This window comes from Bacillus sp. MYb209 (assembly GCF_002975175.1).
Classification (GTDB): domain Bacteria; phylum Bacillota; class Bacilli; order Bacillales; family Bacillaceae_G; genus Bacillus_A.
The window spans coordinates 218,628-234,928 of record NZ_PCNZ01000005.1 but is presented as its reverse complement, the minus strand read 5'-3'; the positions used below and the strand labels follow the sequence as shown (position 1 = coordinate 234,928).

At 37.9% G+C, this 16,301-nt stretch carries 18 protein-coding genes; 15 read left to right on the top strand and 3 right to left on the bottom strand.

Annotation, left to right across the window (positions count from 1 at the left end):
• Positions 1–4: 4 nt before the first annotated feature.
• The 9 genes from secA to CQZ94_RS12405 all read left to right on the top strand — a co-directional run bounded on the left by secA (position 5) and on the right by CQZ94_RS12405 (position 11,502).
• Positions 5–2,512, top strand: coding sequence for a preprotein translocase subunit SecA (gene secA / locus CQZ94_RS12450; RefSeq protein ID WP_105585627.1), 2,508 nt, complete (start codon positions 5–7; stop codon positions 2,510–2,512).
• A gap of 143 nt (positions 2,513–2,655) precedes the next feature.
• Positions 2,656–3,754, top strand: a protein-coding gene (gene prfB, locus CQZ94_RS12445; RefSeq protein WP_098988193.1) for a peptide chain release factor 2 whose coding sequence is annotated in 2 segments (ribosomal slippage) — positions 2,656–2,727 and positions 2,729–3,754 — 1,098 coding nt in all. Because the reading frame shifts where the segments join, the coding sequence is not laid out codon by codon here.
• Between the two features lie 458 nt (positions 3,755–4,212).
• On the top strand, positions 4,213–4,536 hold the full coding sequence (cccB, locus tag CQZ94_RS12435; protein ID WP_105585625.1) for a cytochrome c551: 324 nt from the start codon (positions 4,213–4,215) through the stop codon (positions 4,534–4,536).
• 323 nt (positions 4,537–4,859) lie between these two features.
• Positions 4,860–5,546 (top strand): cell division ATP-binding protein FtsE, encoded by a 687-nt coding sequence (gene ftsE / locus CQZ94_RS12430; RefSeq protein ID WP_105585624.1) that lies wholly within the window; start codon positions 4,860–4,862, stop codon positions 5,544–5,546.
• Positions 5,536–6,429 (top strand): permease-like cell division protein FtsX, encoded by an 894-nt coding sequence (ftsX, locus tag CQZ94_RS12425; protein WP_105585623.1) that lies wholly within the window; start codon positions 5,536–5,538, stop codon positions 6,427–6,429. The genes ftsE and ftsX overlap by 11 nt, the downstream gene beginning before the upstream one ends.
• A gap of 118 nt (positions 6,430–6,547) precedes the next feature.
• Positions 6,548–7,984: a S41 family peptidase gene (locus tag CQZ94_RS12420; protein WP_105585622.1), complete on the top strand. Its 1,437-nt coding sequence runs from the start codon at positions 6,548–6,550 to the stop codon at positions 7,982–7,984.
• Between the two features lie 112 nt (positions 7,985–8,096).
• The gene (locus CQZ94_RS12415; RefSeq protein ID WP_181149483.1) at positions 8,097–9,281 is read left to right on the top strand and encodes a PDZ domain-containing protein; all 1,185 of its coding nucleotides are present in this window, start codon (positions 8,097–8,099) and stop codon (positions 9,279–9,281) included.
• 128 nt (positions 9,282–9,409) lie between these two features.
• Positions 9,410–11,125, top strand: coding sequence for an ABC transporter ATP-binding protein (locus tag CQZ94_RS12410; RefSeq protein WP_105585620.1), 1,716 nt, complete (start codon positions 9,410–9,412; stop codon positions 11,123–11,125).
• 65 nt (positions 11,126–11,190) lie between these two features.
• A complete protein-coding gene (locus CQZ94_RS12405; RefSeq protein WP_105585619.1) occupies positions 11,191–11,502 on the top strand; it encodes a YbjQ family protein in 312 nt (103 codons plus the stop codon).
• 110 nt (positions 11,503–11,612) lie between these two features.
• Here the strand turns inward: CQZ94_RS12405 and CQZ94_RS12400 are convergent, their stop codons facing one another.
• Genes CQZ94_RS12400 through CQZ94_RS12390 form a run of 3 tightly spaced genes read right to left on the bottom strand, consistent with a single transcriptional unit; the run spans position 11,613 to position 13,476 of the window.
• Positions 11,613–12,158, bottom strand: a complete 546-nt coding sequence (locus CQZ94_RS12400) for a flavodoxin family protein (RefSeq protein WP_105585618.1) — start codon at positions 12,156–12,158, stop codon at positions 11,613–11,615.
• A gap of 4 nt (positions 12,159–12,162) precedes the next feature.
• Entirely contained in the window at positions 12,163–12,531 is a 369-nt protein-coding gene (locus CQZ94_RS12395; protein ID WP_105585617.1) for a MerR family transcriptional regulator, read from the bottom strand.
• Between the two features lie 51 nt (positions 12,532–12,582).
• Entirely contained in the window at positions 12,583–13,476 is an 894-nt protein-coding gene (locus tag CQZ94_RS12390; protein ID WP_105585616.1) for a LysR family transcriptional regulator, read from the bottom strand.
• A 152-nt stretch (positions 13,477–13,628) separates the two neighbouring features.
• Here CQZ94_RS12390 and CQZ94_RS12385 point away from each other — a divergent pair, with 152 nt between their 5' ends.
• The 6 genes from CQZ94_RS12385 (at position 13,629) to CQZ94_RS12360 (ending at position 16,269) form a co-directional block, all read left to right on the top strand.
• Entirely contained in the window at positions 13,629–14,651 is a 1,023-nt protein-coding gene (locus CQZ94_RS12385) for a YeiH family protein (RefSeq protein ID WP_142395822.1), read from the top strand.
• A 122-nt stretch (positions 14,652–14,773) separates the two neighbouring features.
• Complete coding sequence (locus CQZ94_RS12380; RefSeq protein ID WP_002016109.1) at positions 14,774–14,971, top strand: helix-turn-helix transcriptional regulator; 198 nt, start codon at positions 14,774–14,776, stop codon at positions 14,969–14,971.
• Between the two features lie 11 nt (positions 14,972–14,982).
• Entirely contained in the window at positions 14,983–15,372 is a 390-nt protein-coding gene (locus CQZ94_RS12375; RefSeq protein WP_105585615.1) for a hypothetical protein, read from the top strand.
• Between the two features lie 17 nt (positions 15,373–15,389).
• Complete coding sequence (locus CQZ94_RS12370) at positions 15,390–15,611, top strand: hypothetical protein (RefSeq protein WP_105585614.1); 222 nt, start codon at positions 15,390–15,392, stop codon at positions 15,609–15,611.
• Complete coding sequence (locus CQZ94_RS12365) at positions 15,608–16,003, top strand: ATPase (RefSeq protein WP_105585613.1); 396 nt, start codon at positions 15,608–15,610, stop codon at positions 16,001–16,003. The genes CQZ94_RS12370 and CQZ94_RS12365 overlap by 4 nt, the downstream gene beginning before the upstream one ends.
• Positions 16,004–16,023: 20 nt before the next feature.
• On the top strand, positions 16,024–16,269 hold the full coding sequence (locus CQZ94_RS12360) for a hypothetical protein (RefSeq protein WP_105585612.1): 246 nt from the start codon (positions 16,024–16,026) through the stop codon (positions 16,267–16,269).
• Positions 16,270–16,301: the final 32 nt, after the last annotated feature.

Here is a 16,301-nt window from a genome sequence, read left to right as displayed (position 1 = left end):
TCCTATGATCGGTATTTTAAAAAAGGTATTTGATGTCAACCAACGCCAAATTAAACGTATGCAGAAGACAGTGGAGCAAATTGATGCATTAGAACCATCTATTAAGCCGCTAACTGATGAACAATTAAAAGGAAAGACGATTGAATTTAAAGAACGTCTAACAAAAGGTGAGACAGTAGACGATCTACTTCCTGAAGCTTTTGCGGTTGTTCGTGAAGCAGCAACTCGTGTTCTTGGAATGCGTCCATATGGCGTACAGCTAATGGGTGGTATCGCCTTACATGAAGGAAATATCTCTGAGATGAAAACAGGTGAAGGTAAAACGTTAACATCTACTTTACCTGTATATTTAAACGCATTAACAGGAAAAGGTGTTCACGTTGTTACAGTCAATGAATACTTAGCACAACGTGATGCAAGTGAAATGGGAGAACTTCATGAGTTCCTTGGCTTAACTGTAGGGATTAACTTAAATAGTATGTCACGTGAAGAGAAACAAGCTGCTTATGCTGCTGATATTACGTATAGCACAAATAACGAGCTTGGATTCGATTACTTACGTGACAACATGGTGTTATATAGAGAGCAGTGCGTTCAGCGTCCACTTAATTTTGCTATCATCGATGAAGTCGATTCTATTTTAGTCGATGAAGCACGTACGCCGCTTATTATTTCTGGACAAGCTCAAAAATCAACAGAGCTATACATGTTTGCAAATGCATTCGTTCGTACATTAGAAAATGAAAAAGAGTATTCATTTGATGTGAAAACGAAAAATGTAATGTTAACTGAAGATGGTATTACGAAAGCAGAGAAAGCTTTCCATATTGAAAACTTATTTGATTTAAAACATGTAGCACTTCTTCACCATATTAATCAGGGGCTTCGTGCACACGTTGTTATGCACCGTGATACAGATTATGTTGTACAAGAAGGCGAAATCGTAATCGTAGACCAATTCACTGGTCGTCTTATGAAAGGTCGTCGTTATAGCGAAGGTTTACACCAAGCTATTGAAGCAAAAGAAGGCGTAGAAATTCAAAATGAAAGTATGACGCTTGCAACAATTACGTTCCAGAACTACTTCCGTATGTACGAAAAATTATCTGGTATGACTGGTACAGCGAAAACGGAAGAAGAAGAATTCCGTAGTATTTACAATATGAATGTTATCGTAATTCCAACGAATAAAGATATTATTCGTGATGACCGTGCTGATTTAATCTTCAAATCAATGGAAGGTAAATTCAATGCAGTTGTTGAGGATATTGTAAATCGTCATAAGCAAGGGCAACCTATTCTTGTTGGTACAGTTGCAATTGAAACGTCAGAGCTTATTTCAAAAATGTTAACACGTAAAGGTGTACGTCATAATATCTTAAACGCAAAAAACCATGCGCGTGAAGCAGATATCATTGCAGAAGCTGGTATGAAAGGCGCTGTAACAATTGCGACGAATATGGCTGGTCGTGGTACGGATATTAAGTTAGGCGAGGATATTAAAAACGTTGGCCTAGCAGTTATCGGTACAGAGCGTCACGAAAGCCGTCGTATTGATAATCAGTTACGTGGTCGTTCTGGTCGTCAAGGGGACCCTGGTGTAACACAGTTCTACTTATCAATGGAAGATGAACTAATGCGCCGCTTCGGTTCTGACAATATGAAAGCGATGATGGATCGTCTTGGCATGGATGATTCACAGCCAATCGAAAGTAAAATGGTTTCTCGTGCGGTAGAATCTGCACAAAAACGTGTAGAAGGAAATAACTATGATGCACGTAAACAGCTATTGCAATACGACGATGTACTTCGTCAACAACGTGAAGTAATTTATAAACAGCGTCAAGAAGTAATGGATTCAGAGAACTTACGCAGCATTATTGAAGGTATGATGAAATCTACGATAGAACGTGCTGTTGCACTTCATACGCAAGAAGAAATCGAAGAAGATTGGAACATTAAAGGTCTTGTCGATTACTTAAATACAAACCTTCTTGAAGAAGGAGATGTAAAAGAAGAAGAGTTACGTCGCCTTGCTCCAGAAGAAATGAGCGAATCAATCATCGAGAAATTATTAGAGCGTTATAATGAAAGAGAAAAACTTCTACCTGAAGAGCAGACGCGTGAATTCGAAAAGGTTGTTGTATTCCGTGTTGTAGATACGAAATGGACAGATCATATCGATGCAATGGATCATCTTCGTGAAGGTATTCATTTACGTGCTTACGGACAAATCGATCCACTTCGTGAATACCAAATGGAAGGATTCGCAATGTTCGAGTCGATGATCGCTTCTATTGAAGAGGAAATCTCTCGTTACATTATGAAAGCTGAAATTGAGCAAAACTTAGAGCGTCAAGAAGTTGTTCAAGGTGAAGCTGTTCATCCATCAAGCGATGGCGAAGACGCGAAGAAAAAACCGGTTGTAAAAGGTGACCAAATGGGACGCAACGATTTATGTAAATGCGGTAGTGGCAAGAAATATAAAAACTGTTGTGGCATTGGGCAGTAATAGGAAACTGTAGTTTAGACTGCTTTGCAAATTTTTACATCAAAAATGTATGATAAAAAGGATTAAACTCTCTCCGTAATAAGCGGAGAGAGTTTCCCTTGTTTTCATATGAAAGTAACAGCAATTACATAGAGGTGAAGGAAATGGAATTAGTAGAAATTAGGCAAGAATTAGAAAAAATGGCTAAGAGATTAGCGGCTTTTAGGGGGTCTCTTTGACCTTCCTACTAAGGAAAAACAAATTGCAGAATTAGAAGAAACGATGATGGGCGCAGGATTTTGGGATGATCAACAAGGCGCACAAGCTGTAATTAATGAAGCGAATGCGCTGAAAGATATGGTTGGAAGGTTCCGTCAGTTAGATGAGACGTTCGAAAACTTAGAAATGACGCATGACCTACTTAAAGAAGAGTATGATGAAGATTTACATGAGGAATTAGAATCTGAAGTGAAAACTTTAATTCAAGAAATGAATGAGTACGAGCTGCAGTTACTATTAAGTGATCCTTATGATAAAAATAACGCTATTTTAGAATTACACCCAGGTGCAGGTGGAACAGAGTCACAAGACTGGGGTTCTATGTTATTACGTATGTACACACGCTGGGCTGAGAAACGTGGGTTTAAAGTAGAAACGGTTGACTACTTACCGGGCGATGAAGCTGGTATTAAGAGTGTTACATTATTAATTAAAGGTCATAACGCTTACGGTTACTTGAAAGCGGAGAAAGGTGTACATCGTCTTGTACGTATTTCACCGTTCGATTCTTCAGGTCGTCGTCATACATCGTTCGTATCTTGTGAAGTTGTACCTGAATTCAATGATGAAGTTGAAATTGAAGTGCGTACAGAAGATTTGAAAATAGATACGTATCGCGCAAGTGGTGCAGGTGGACAGCACGTTAATACGACAGATTCAGCAGTTCGTATAACGCATCTACCAACAAACACGGTTGTAACATGTCAGTCAGAGCGTTCTCAAATTAAAAACCGTGAGCATGCGATGAAAATGCTGAAAGCGAAATTATATCAAAAGAAACTAGAAGAACAACAAGCGCAATTAGATGAGATTCGCGGAGAGCAAAAAGAAATTGGATGGGGCAGCCAAATCCGTTCTTACGTATTCCACCCGTATTCTCTTGTGAAAGACCATCGTACAAATACAGAAGTTGGTAACGTACAAGCAGTTATGGATGGGGAAATTAATCCGTTTATTGATGCGTATTTACGTTCTCGTATTTAATAAGAGAAAAAGCCAACAGAATTGTTGGCACATGCTGAGGTCCAAGAGGATATAAAGAGGCTTATCTTATTTATATTGATGAAATAAAGAGGAAGAGAAGTTGGAGGCGACAACTTCTCTTTTTGATGAGATTATATGTAGCATATAATGCCGTATATTGTTTTGTAAAAAGTAGAAAATAGTAAAACAGAGCGGTAATGGAGCAGAACTTTATATGGGATTTTTCTGATTTTGTTTGGAAAAAGAGGTTCTTTATAGAACTTTCTAAGGTGTTCACAGAATTGAAACAATTTGTGAAAGCTTTATTTCATTAGGCTTTTCACTATATTTGTGAAAGATATGAAATATACCTTGGTTTTTCTATATAAAGATAATGCTTATAATGAATATTGAATGTGTTATGAAGATTATTGTCTAGTTATGAATGAAAAGAATATCAACAATGGGGAGCGATAGAAGTGAAAAAGAAATTGTTGGCTATTGCGTTAGGGACATCAGTCGTTTTTGCTTTAGGAGCATGTGGAAATAAAGAAGAGAGTAAGTCTTCGAATCAGTCTGCAAGTACAGATAGTGCAGAACAAATTTTCCAAAGAAGTTGTGCTGGTTGTCATGCGAAAGATTTAGCAGGAGCAACTGGACCTGATTTAAGAAAAGTAGGCGGTAAGTATGACGCTGCAGATATCGAAGAAGTTATTAAAAAAGGTCGCGGCTCAATGTCACCTGGACTTATTCAAGGTGAGGACGCAAAAAAAGTAGCTGAATGGTTAGCGGAGCATAAATAAGAAACGTAATTAATAAACGAGCTGATTGTATAACTTGACCGAAAAGTGCTTCGGGTTAAGTAATTACATGAGCTCGTTTACCTTTTCTTGGGATGTAACATAACTGTAACAAAATTGTATCCGAATTGGAAACCGATTGATGTTACAATGGGGTTTGTAGAATTTTGATGAAATATATTACATAGAGTAGCTTTGCTAATAAAAAGCATGTATGGAAGCTACCTTCAACAAGAATGGTCGAGCGAAAATAAAGGTTTTTCTTTTATTTTCAAATGTACAGAAAAGTATTTCGAAAAAAATCATTAAGTATTGGGTGATAAATAATGATAAAAATGACGAATGTTTATAAGGAGTACCCAAATGGTATGAAAGCCATTGCTGGTCTCACAGTTAACATTAAACAAGGTGAATTCGTATACGTAGTTGGACCGAGTGGAGCCGGAAAATCTACATTTATTAAAATGATGTATCGTGAAGAGAAGCCATCTACAGGATCAATTAATGTAAATGGACTTGTAATTGAAACATTAGCAGAAAGAGATGTTCCATATTTCCGTCGTCAATTAGGCGTAATTTTCCAAGATTTTAAATTGCTACCTAAATTAACGATATATGAGAATGTTGCGTTTGCTTTAGAAGTAATTGAAGAAGAACCAGATGCAATTCGTGAACGTGTTACAGAAGTGTTAGGTCTTGTAGGTCTAGATGATCGTGCAGATGCACTTCCAAGCGAACTTTCAGGCGGAGAGCAACAACGTGTGGCGATTGCAAGAGCGATTGTAAATAGACCAAAGGTTGTAATTGCAGATGAGCCAACAGGTAACTTAGATATTGAAACAGCGCTTGATATTATGAATATTTTTAAACGTATTAATGAGCGTGGTACAACGATTGTTATGGCGACACATAACGCAGATATCGTAAATACAATTCGTCATCGTGTAATTGCAATTGAAGGCGGAAGAATTGTTCGAGACGAGATTGAGGGAGGATACGGATATGAAGGCTAAAACCCTTAGTCGACATTTGCGAGAAGGTGTGAAAAATCTATCCCGTAACGGATGGATGACATTTGCTTCTGTAAGTGCAGTAACAGTTACATTATTACTTGTAGGTGTCTTTTTGGCAGCGATTATGAATATGAACCATTTCGCGACGAAAGTAGAGCAAGATGTAGAAATTCGTGTGCATATTGATCCAGCAGCAAAAGAAGCTGATCAAAAGAAATTAGAAGAAGATATGAGTAAAATTGCGAAAGTAGATTCTATTAAATATTCTTCTAAAGAAGAAGAGTTGAAACGTTTAATTAAAAGCTTAGGCGATAGTGGAAAAACGTTCGAGTTATTTGAGCAAGATAACCCACTGAAAGATGTATTTATTGTAAAGGCGAAAGAACCAACAGATACGGCAACAATTGCAAAAAAGATTGAGAAAATGCAGTTTGTAAGTAATGTTCAATACGGTAAAGGTCAAGTTGAAAAATTATTTGATACTGTAAAAACTGGTCGTAACATCGGGATTGCGTTAATTGCTGGTCTTCTATTCACAGCGATGTTCTTAATCTCTAACACAATTAAAATTACAATTTATGCTCGTAGTACTGAGATTGAAATTATGAAACTTGTTGGTGCAACAAACTGGTTTATTCGTTGGCCGTTCTTGTTAGAGGGATTATTCCTAGGAGTATTAGGATCAATTATTCCAATTGGCCTAATTTTAGTTATATATAATTCATTGCAAGGTGTGTTTAATGAAAAACTTGGCGGAACAATTTTCGAGCTTCTACCATACAACCCATTCGTATTCCAATTAGCTGGTTTATTAGTGTTAATCGGTGCATTAATCGGTATGTGGGGAAGTGTAATGTCAATTCGTCGCTTCTTAAAAGTATAAAAAGTTGCAAACATAATTCGTACAAGCTTATCATATAGTAGAAATAGGTAAAGGCATCACACATCGTGTGATGCCTTTTGCTACACCACCTGTGTGTTCTGGAAAGGGGAATTCCGCATTGAAACGTAGAGTTGCAATTATTGGAATGGTTGTTGCATTTTTAATTGGTGCTGGCGGGATGTTTGGTGGTATGTACTGGTTTGGGATAAACCCAGCGTATGTAACGCAAACAGTATCGAATGGTAATGCTGGCACAGCGCAAGGGAATTTGGCAAAGATTAATGAGGCGTATGCACTAATCGATTCACGTTATGTGGAAGACGTGAAAGACGACAAATTAGTCGAAGGTGCGATACAGGGAATGTTGTCTACGCTGAAGGACCCTTATTCCACGTATATGGATAAAGAAACGGCAAAACAGTTTAGTCAGTCACTGGATCCTGAACTTGAAGGGATTGGAGCTGAAGTGAACAAGACGGACGGTAAGCTTATTATCGTATCGCCAATTAAAGGCTCACCAGCAGAAAAGATAGGAATTAAACCGAATGACCAAATTTTATCTGTAGATGGAAATAGTGTGAAAGATTTATCACGTGAAGAAGCAGTATTAAAAATTCGTGGTAAAAAAGGAACGACTGTTGCAATTGAAATTAAGCGCGCAGGAGTGGCTGATCCGATAGAATTTAAAATTAAGCGTGAAAAGATTCCGATTTTCACTGTATTTAGTTCCGTAAAGCAAGAGAGTGGAAAAGACATCGGTTATATGCAAATTACTTCTTTCGCTGAAAATACTGCGAAAGAATTTAAGGATCAGTTAAAAGAGTTAGAGAAGAAACATATAGCAGGCTTAGTTATTGACGTACGTGGTAATCCTGGTGGCTATTTAAATAGTGTAGAAGAAATACTAGGAGACATCATGACAGATAAAAAGCCAATGCTACAAGTAGAACAGCGAAATGGTGAGAAGAAGAAATTCTCTACGGAACTGAAAGAAAGAAAGTCATATCCAATTTCAGTATTAATTGATAATGGAAGTGCTTCTGCTTCAGAGATTTTAGCGGGTGCGCTGAAAGAGGGAGAAGGATACGATTTAATTGGTGAAAAAACGTTTGGTAAAGGTACTGTCCAACAAGCTGTTCCATTTAAAGATGGCAGCAACATTAAATTAACAATGTTTAAATGGTTAACACCAGATGGCAATTGGATTCATAAAAAAGGAATCGCGCCAACTGTAGAAGTAAAGCAACCAGATTATTATCATGCGACGCCAATTCAAATTGAAAAGACACTTTCATACAATTCAAATGATGTACAAGTAAAACACGCGCAAGAAATGCTTAAGAGCTTAGGATATGTACCAGGACGTGAAGATGGATACTTTAGCAAAGAGACAGAATCAGCACTAAAAGCATTCCAAAATGCGAATGAGATGGAAGCAACAGGACAACTTGATAAAAAGACAGCTGAAGTGATTCAAACTAAAATCATTGAAAAAATCCGTTCTGGAGAAAATGATTTACAATTACAGACGGCATTGAAATTAATAGCGAAATAAGAAAGAATACAGGCACTTTGATGCCTGTATTTTTTTTATGTGTTAAACAAACATTTCTTTAGTTATGATAAGATAAAAAGAAAAAATGATATAAATGGTGGTGAATGAATTCGTGGAGGCATGGCTTTTTGAAATACTACGAGCAGTTGGACGTTTTTTCTTACACCCTGCTGTCTATGTATTTTTAATTAGTAGTATCTTCGTTGGATACTTACGTATATTACGAGAACGAAAAGATTTTTCTTTTAAAGTATATGATATTTGGTTTGAACTACGAACAACTCTATTTGCAGGTATTGGGTACGGATTAATCGTATCTATTATTACGGTTGGGCTTGGGCTTGTTGTTTCAAAAGCGAGTTTATGGGCAATTTTACTTTGGACGTTATTATTCGGATTAACTGCTATGTATCGATATTTATCTGTAGCTTATACTTTCGGAATCGCTATTGTACTCGTGTTGTTATCGTCTAAGATGCCAGTTTCCTTCTTACAGCTTGGAGAAGGTGAAGAGGGTACGATTGTATCCCTTGCTATTTTATTAGGCGTTATGCTCGTTGTAGAGGGGTTATTAATCTCTAAAAATGCAGTTCGCTATTCTACGCCGAAAATTAACAAAGGTAAGCGTGGGCTACGAATTGGACTACATGAATCAAATCGTTTATGGCTTGTGCCAGTATTTATTCTTATACCAGGAGACGCGGTGACAGGATTTATTTCTTGGTGGCCTGTCGTTTCAATAGGTTCGACTACATACTCTTTATTCCTCGTTCCATTTTTAATTGGATTTATGAGAAAGGTTAGAAGTTATGAGCCGACGGAAGCTTTATTATTTACAGGAAGACGTGTCTATGGATTAGCAGGGCTCGTACTCGTTTTAGGTGTCGCAAGTTACTGGTGGCACGTACTCGCAATTATCGCGATGGGAGTCGCAATGCTTGGGCGCTTTACGATCTCGATGCAAGAGAAAATTGCAGACGAGAAAAGACCAGCATACTTTGCAGCACGTAATGATGGACTTGTTGTGTTAGATACAATTCCGAATACAATCGGGGCGGAGATGAATTTAAAGCCTGGAGAAGTTATTACGAAAGTAAATGGAATCATTCCAAGAAGTACCGAAGAGTTTTATGACGCGCTTCAAACGAAGACGACAGGAGCATTTTGTAAATTAGAAGTAGTAGATACAAATGGTGAGCTTCGTCTTGCTCAAACAGCATTATACGCCGGGGGACATCATGAATTAGGTGTTGTGTTTGTCCAGCAAGAGCATGAGTGGGATTCGGAAGCTATATAAAATAAAATGGAAACCTTCATCAAACACAGATGAAGGTTTTTTTAGTTTCATAGACGGATAACTTGAATAATTATTTGATAATGGTTATCATTTAGAGAGTCTTTTAATTTGGAAAAGGGAGGAAAGATATGCTACGTAAATTTTTTTCTTACTATAAACCGTATAAAGGTTTATTCATACTTGATTTTTCCTGTGCAGTTATCGCAGGCTTACTCGAACTTGGTTTCCCGCTTATCGTAAATCAATTTATTGATAAGTTATTACCAGGGCAAAACTGGACGCTTATTTTATGGGCTTGTTTCGGTTTATTCGCAGTTTACGTGTTAAATGCAGGTTTGCAATATGTCGTTACATATTGGGGACATATGCTTGGTATTAACATTGAAACTGATATGAGACAGAAATTATTTGATCACATTCAAAAGCTATCATTCAGATTTTTTGATAATAATAAAACAGGTCATTTAATTTCACGTCTTACAAACGATTTAATGGAAATTGGGGAAATTGCTCACCATGGACCAGAAGATTTATTCATTGCCATTATGACTTTAGTCGGAGCATTTTCATTTATGATGATGATTAACTGGAAGTTAGCACTTCTAACATTCTTCGTAATTCCATTCTTATTATGGTTGGCACTTTACTTCAATAAAAAAATGACAGGTACGTTTAGACGTTTATTCTCAGACGTTGCTGATTTCAATGCATGTATCGAGAACAATGTTGGTGGTATCCGCGTTGTACAAGCATTCGGAAATGAAAAGTTTGAGAAAGAGCAATTTGCTGTAAACAATGCTCGTTTCCGTACAACAAAATTAATGGCGTATAAAATTATGGCGTTAAATTCATCTATTAGTTATATGCTGATGCGTCTTGTAACACTCTTTGTATTAATATGTGGTACATGGTTTGTTCTGCAAGGTGAATTAACGTACGGTGGATTTATTGGATTCGTTTTATTAACGAATATTTTCTTCCGCCCAATTGAAAAAATTAATGCGGTTATTGAAAGTTATCCGAAAGGAATCGCTGGTTTTAAAAGATATGTAGAACTTCTGGAAACAGAGCCGGATATTGTAGATTCTAAAGATGCAATCGAAGTTAAACATGTACACGGTGATATTCAATACAATAACATCACATTCGGATATGAAAATAAAGAGCCGATTTTAAAAGATATTAGTTTGAAAATACATGCAGGTGAAACAGTTGCTTTCGTCGGGCCATCAGGGGCAGGGAAAACAACACTATGTAGTTTATTACCGCGTTTTTATGAACACTCATCTGGATCGATTCAAATTGATGGCATTGATACGAAAGAGATGACGCTATCGTCACTTCGGAAACAAATCGGAATTGTGCAGCAAGATGTTTTCTTGTTCTCAGGAACAATTCGTGAAAATATCGCTTACGGAAACTTAAAAGCTTCAGAAGCTGAAATTTGGCAGGCGGTAAAACGTGCCCAGTTGGAGGACTTAATTTACTCGCAACCAGACGGTTTAGAGACAGTTATTGGTGAGCGTGGTGTGAAACTTTCAGGAGGACAAAAGCAGCGCTTAGCAATTGCCCGTATGTTCTTGAAGAACCCGCCAATTTTAGTTTTAGATGAAGCAACTTCTGCGCTAGATACAGAGACAGAACTTGCTATCCAAAAATCACTTGCAGAACTATCTGTCGGCCGTACAACATTAGTTATCGCTCACAGGCTTGCAACTATTAAAAATGCAGATCGCATCGTCGTTGTAAATAAAGACGGTATTGCAGAACAAGGTTCACATGATGAATTGATTGAGCGGGGCGGAGGGTATAGCCGATTATATGAGGCACAGTTTAGTTCGTAAATATAATTTCTGCTGAATTAGTGCACCATAAGTAAGTGAAAATCTTATATGGGAGGCTATAAAGCATGATTGTAACAACAACTTCTACAATTCAAGGGAAAGAAATTATGGATTATATCGATATCGTCAATGGAGAAGCAATTATGGGGGCGAATATCGTGCGTGACCTTTTCGCTTCTGTCCGCGACGTTGTCGGTGGTCGCTCAGGCGCTTACGAAAGTAAATTAAAAGAAGCGCGCGACATTGCAATGGAAGAGATGAAAACTCTCGCAAGACAAAAAAATGCGAACGCAATTGTTGGTATCGACGTGGACTATGAAGTAGTTCGCGAAGGGATGCTAATGGTTGCTGTGAGCGGGACTGCTGTCCGTATATAAAGTGAAAAGCCGTGCTGGTGCACGGCTTTTTGTTTTGCTATTAGTGTTGCAGTTGTTGTTTCGAATATTGTTGATAAGTCGATATTCTGTATCGAATCGTTGATATAATTTTATTTCCCGAGGGTATTTTTAAAATTGTTGTTGTACAGTTGTGCTTTTGCGAGTGTTTCCGTATCATTATGGATTTCATTTAGCCCGTTCGCATCCCCAATAATATACCCTTCAAATGATGAACCAACAAAATCAAAGATATATTGAAACTGGGCGATAAGTGGTAATGCCTTCAACTTTGGATTGTCTCCGCCAACGATGACAACGTACATTTTTTTACCTTTCATTTTCTCTTTGAAATGAAGAGATGTATCGCGTAAGCTTTGTGACCAGCGATCAACGAAGTTCTTCATGTGGCCGCTCATTCCGTACCAGTATAGCGGTGTAGCGAAGATAATCGTGTCGTGCTCTAGCATGCGCTCGATTAACTGTTGATAGTCATCATTTACAGGTTGAAATCCTTCTGCATCATGACGTTGGTCTGTAATAGGATGGACGATATGATCACGCAAGTAAATTTGTTCTGTTTCAATTCCATCAATCATCATATGTGTTAGAGTTTCAGTGTTCCCGTTTTGTCTTGAACTGCCGTGTATGACGAACATGTAATCATCCCTTTTCTTTTGCTTGTTTTAGGAGTGAAACGTGTTTTTGCAAATTGGCTTGAATACTAGAGAGCAATTCGATTTGTTTCGTAACTTCACATAGTTTATCTTCGTAAAGTGCAAGAATACTACTGCATGGATTTGCGTATAGATGTGATTCGATTTCAAGGCAACGCAGCATTCTCGCGGTCTCTTCTAAATTTAAGCCAAGCTGTAAGTACATTTGAATAAGTTCTACTTTTTCGATGGCACTTTCATCAAAATCACGGTAGCCATTTGTGAGGCGTTTCGAAGGGAGTAATCCCTTTTCTTCGTAATGTCTTAGTGACCTTTCGCTAACCCCAGTTTCTTTTGATAACTCCCCAATTCGCACTGCATCTCACTCCTTCTACATGTATTGTAAACCTTCACACTAATGTAAAGGTCAACTCTGCTTTTTCGCAAAAGAATCCACATGATTTAAAAACACTTGAATGGCTTTAGACGGGATGAAATATTTGCCGCGCACGATGGAGAATGGGCGGATTAGCTTTTCGTCCGGAACAGGGACGTGGAATATTTCTTTTGCCAACAGTTCTTTTCGAACAGTCCAATCGGAAAGTATAGCGATGCCAAGCCCGGCAGCGACGGCTTCCTTCACGCTTTGAATACTGCTGAATGTAAAGAAGCGTTTCATTTTTAAATGATGTTGGTGTATAAAGCGATCGCTATAGGCACGTGTGCCAGAACCGCTCTCCCTTAATACCCAGACTTGATCTTGGAGAGTATTTTCATTTATTTCCTCAGTATGGAGCAATGGATGGTTTGGCGGGACGACAAGCTTCATCTCATCTTGCATAAAAGTTTCAACATCTATATCGGTGTATACGACTTGGCCTTCCACTAAGCCGATATCAATTTGATTAGAGCGAATGCTTTGCAAAACTTCTTCTGTATTGGAGATGAATGTATGAACTTCGACGTGTGGGTTTTCATTAGCATAGTGCGCTAATATTTTTGGAAGTAAGTATTCGCCAATTGTAAAGCTAGCACCGATCCGCAGCGTTCCCGTTACGACGTTGTGCAATTCATTAATTTCTTGCTTCGCATCTTCATAAAGTGAGAGCATTTGCTTTGCGTGTATGTATAAAATGTTTCCAGCTTCCGTAACTTGGACGTGCTTTGGGGAGCGCTGAATAAGTGTAGTCCCAAATTCATTTTCCAGGTTGCGAATGTGCATACTAACGCCGGGTTGTGAAAGGTTTAATAGTTCCGCAGCACGCGAAAAATGTTTTTGTTCAACGACAGTAACAAAGATTTTTAAAATGTCGACGTTCATTTGTTAGGCCCCTTTATTTTTGTTTTCATTTTATCATAAGTATTTCTGATGATAGGGATTCAATATTGATATTAAACTTATTATTAAAACTCTCTTATAATGTAACTAGAAAGAACATGCATGTTCCAATACGATTATTGGGGTGGTACAAAGTGGAACAAACACTTGTTATACAAAAGAAGAAGGGCTTTGGATTTTCGCAAGGTATTGGGATTACGTTATTAATCGCAATCGCCGCGAAATATTTAGCAGAGCTTCCATTTTTAAATATTATGGGACAATTAGTAATCGCTATTCTAATCGGGATGGTTTGGCGCGCGGCAATCGGGATTCCTCAAGAAGCGATAGCGGGAACGAACTTTGCGAGTAAGAAGTTGCTACGCTTTGGGATCATCTTACTTGGAATGCGGTTAAATCTTGTAGATATTGCGAAGGCGGGGCCGAAAGTATTAATCATCGCAGCGGTTGTTATTACATTTACAATTTTCGTTGTATATGGACTAACGAAAGTATTTAAAGTAGAAAAGAAACTTGGAATTTTAACGGCGTGCGGAACGGCGATTTGTGGTGCGGCCGCAGTCGTCGCGATTGCACCGCAAGTGAAAGCGAAAGATGAAGAAACGGCAGTTGGGGCAGCGATTATTGCAATTTTAGGTACAATATTTACACTTATTTATACGCTATTATACCCAGTGCTTGGCTTCTCACCCTACGGTTACGGGGTGTTCTCAGGTGCGACATTGCACGAAATCGCTCATGTTATCGCTGCGGCGGCGCCAGGAGGTAGCACGGCTGTAGACATCGCAGTTATTGTGAAATTAACGCGCGTAGCGATGCTTGTGCCAGTAGCGATTTTAATTGGATTATGGTTTGGTAAGAGCGAGGGAAGCAAGGAAAAAAGATCGTGGCGCGACCTTCCAATTCCTTGGTTCATCTTCGGATTTTTAGCAATGAGTGCGGTGCATTCGCTTGGGGTTATCCCAGAAGTTGTTGCCGGATACATTGTAGTAATTGCGTACATGCTTATTGCAATGGCGATGGCAGGGCTAGGTTTAAATGTAGAGTTTAAAACGTTCCGCAAATTAGGAAGTAGGGCATTCGTGGCAGGGCTAATTGGCTCGGTTTGCCTTTCGGTACTTGGATACATTCTTGTATATGCATTAGGATTTATGTAGTAGCAAAGAGGCATCTTATGGATGTCTCTTTTTTTACCTTTTTTTGTAAAGATATCTTCACTTGTATTTGGAAAATATTTATAATTATAGTAAAGATATCTTTACTTTCGAAGGTGGATCCTATGGGTGTGAAAAATAAAATTAAGGAATTACGAAAACAACATCATATAACGCAAATTGAAATGGCAAAGGCGATGCAAGTGACGCGGCAGACAATCGTGGCGATTGAGAACCACCACTATAACCCGAGTCTAGAGTTATCCCTAAAAATCGCCAAATATTTTGGAATGAAGGTAGAAGAAATATTTACGCTGGAGTAAGGGGAGAGAAAATGAACGATACTAAAAAGTTGTATATCGCTACTGTCTTAGGATTATGTGGAGGGGACGTTTTGGTTCGTATTATGGATCCATCCATACCGATGTTATCGCTAATAGTTAGTAACATTTTAGCAATTCTACTTTTAACAGTGTATACGTATTATAAAAAACATAAGTACAAAAAAGAAGAACTGCCAGAGATAGATGAGCGAGTAAATGAAAATATAAAAAAGTATGTAAATGTCTCATTTATATTCGCATTTATCCTTCTCATTGTTTACATTGGTGCGAGCAAAGTCGTAGGCAGAGATGTCATACCTACGCCAGAAATATTCACTGTATGTAGTTTCTTATTTGCTGGTAGTCTCATCATAGAAGTAATGGTGGGAAAACGAGCATAGCGATAGGAGGAATGAAAATGCAAGATGAGTTTGAGAGATTTCAATCAGATAAAGCGTTTAAATATGTAGGGTTATTTTTCGTGATTAGTTTGGCTATATGGAGTCTGTACAATTTAATTGTTTACGGAAGTGCTGGAACACCTTTTGTTCTATTTGTTGCGGGACAGTTTGTATATTACGGTGTGAATTATTGGCCCAAGTGGAAATTTAGAAATAAGAAAGAGGCCGATAATGCATGAATAAGCAAGAAGTTATGAGGTTTATAGGAAGCTTATCTTTAGCGGGGCTTATTTTAAATACAAGTTTAGTCATTTTAAATATTTCGTGGGAAGCGATATTGATTTCAAATGTAGCCCTTATTAGTTTATACGCTGTGTCTGAGTATAAGGAGCGAAAGCGATGGAAAGAAGAAGGCGTACCTGCATTAGATGAGAGAATCATGAAAAAAATGCAGCAATATTTTATGGTTTGTATGGTAGGTTTCTTTCTGTTTTTTATCGTGTATCTTTGTATGAATAAATATTTAGATAAACAACTTGTAAATGTGAATGAACTATTATATGTAGTTATTTTTGGTTTATTAATTAGTATGGCGTCAACGAGTGTATTAGCAACAAAGACTAGTAAATAGATAGATAAAGGGGAAGCGGAATGGGATTACCGATATTATGCGTTGCTACAGCTATATTTGCTTTATTTTGGGGAATACAAAATTATTCTCGTAATCCAGTGCCAAGTGTATGTATTATATTTGACACTGTAGGCTTATCGTACTATTTGTTAATTTCAGCGTATTATCATAAAACAGCAGTGGGTGTTGTTGTTGTTGTTGTTGTTGTTGTTGGAGCGATTATATTATCGTGTGGGCGTGCTATACAAAAGGTGTTATTTCCATAAAGGCTGTTTATACAAAAAGGTATAAACAGCTT

Bases quoted from the DNA above. Each gene is read 5' to 3' on its own strand.
- ftsE (WP_105585624.1), top strand. From the start codon at position 4,860: ATGATAAAAATGACGAATGTTTATAAGGAGTACCCAAATGGTATGAAA.
- CQZ94_RS12365 (WP_105585613.1), top strand. From the start codon at position 15,608: ATGAATAAGCAAGAAGTTATGAGGTTTATAGGAAGCTTATCTTTAGCG.
- CQZ94_RS12370 (WP_105585614.1), top strand. From the start codon at position 15,390: ATGCAAGATGAGTTTGAGAGATTTCAATCAGATAAAGCGTTTAAATAT.
- ftsX (WP_105585623.1), top strand. From the start codon at position 5,536: ATGAAGGCTAAAACCCTTAGTCGACATTTGCGAGAAGGTGTGAAAAAT.
- CQZ94_RS12405 (WP_105585619.1), top strand. From the start codon at position 11,191: ATGATTGTAACAACAACTTCTACAATTCAAGGGAAAGAAATTATGGAT.
- CQZ94_RS12380 (WP_002016109.1), top strand. From the start codon at position 14,774: ATGGGTGTGAAAAATAAAATTAAGGAATTACGAAAACAACATCATATA.
- CQZ94_RS12390 (WP_105585616.1), bottom strand. From the start codon at position 13,476: ATGAACGTCGACATTTTAAAAATCTTTGTTACTGTCGTTGAACAAAAA.
- CQZ94_RS12360 (WP_105585612.1), top strand. From the start codon at position 16,024: ATGGGATTACCGATATTATGCGTTGCTACAGCTATATTTGCTTTATTT.
- secA (WP_105585627.1), top strand. From the start codon at position 5: ATGATCGGTATTTTAAAAAAGGTATTTGATGTCAACCAACGCCAAATT.
- CQZ94_RS12375 (WP_105585615.1), top strand. From the start codon at position 14,983: ATGAACGATACTAAAAAGTTGTATATCGCTACTGTCTTAGGATTATGT.
- CQZ94_RS12410 (WP_105585620.1), top strand. From the start codon at position 9,410: ATGCTACGTAAATTTTTTTCTTACTATAAACCGTATAAAGGTTTATTC.
- CQZ94_RS12400 (WP_105585618.1), bottom strand. From the start codon at position 12,158: ATGTTCGTCATACACGGCAGTTCAAGACAAAACGGGAACACTGAAACT.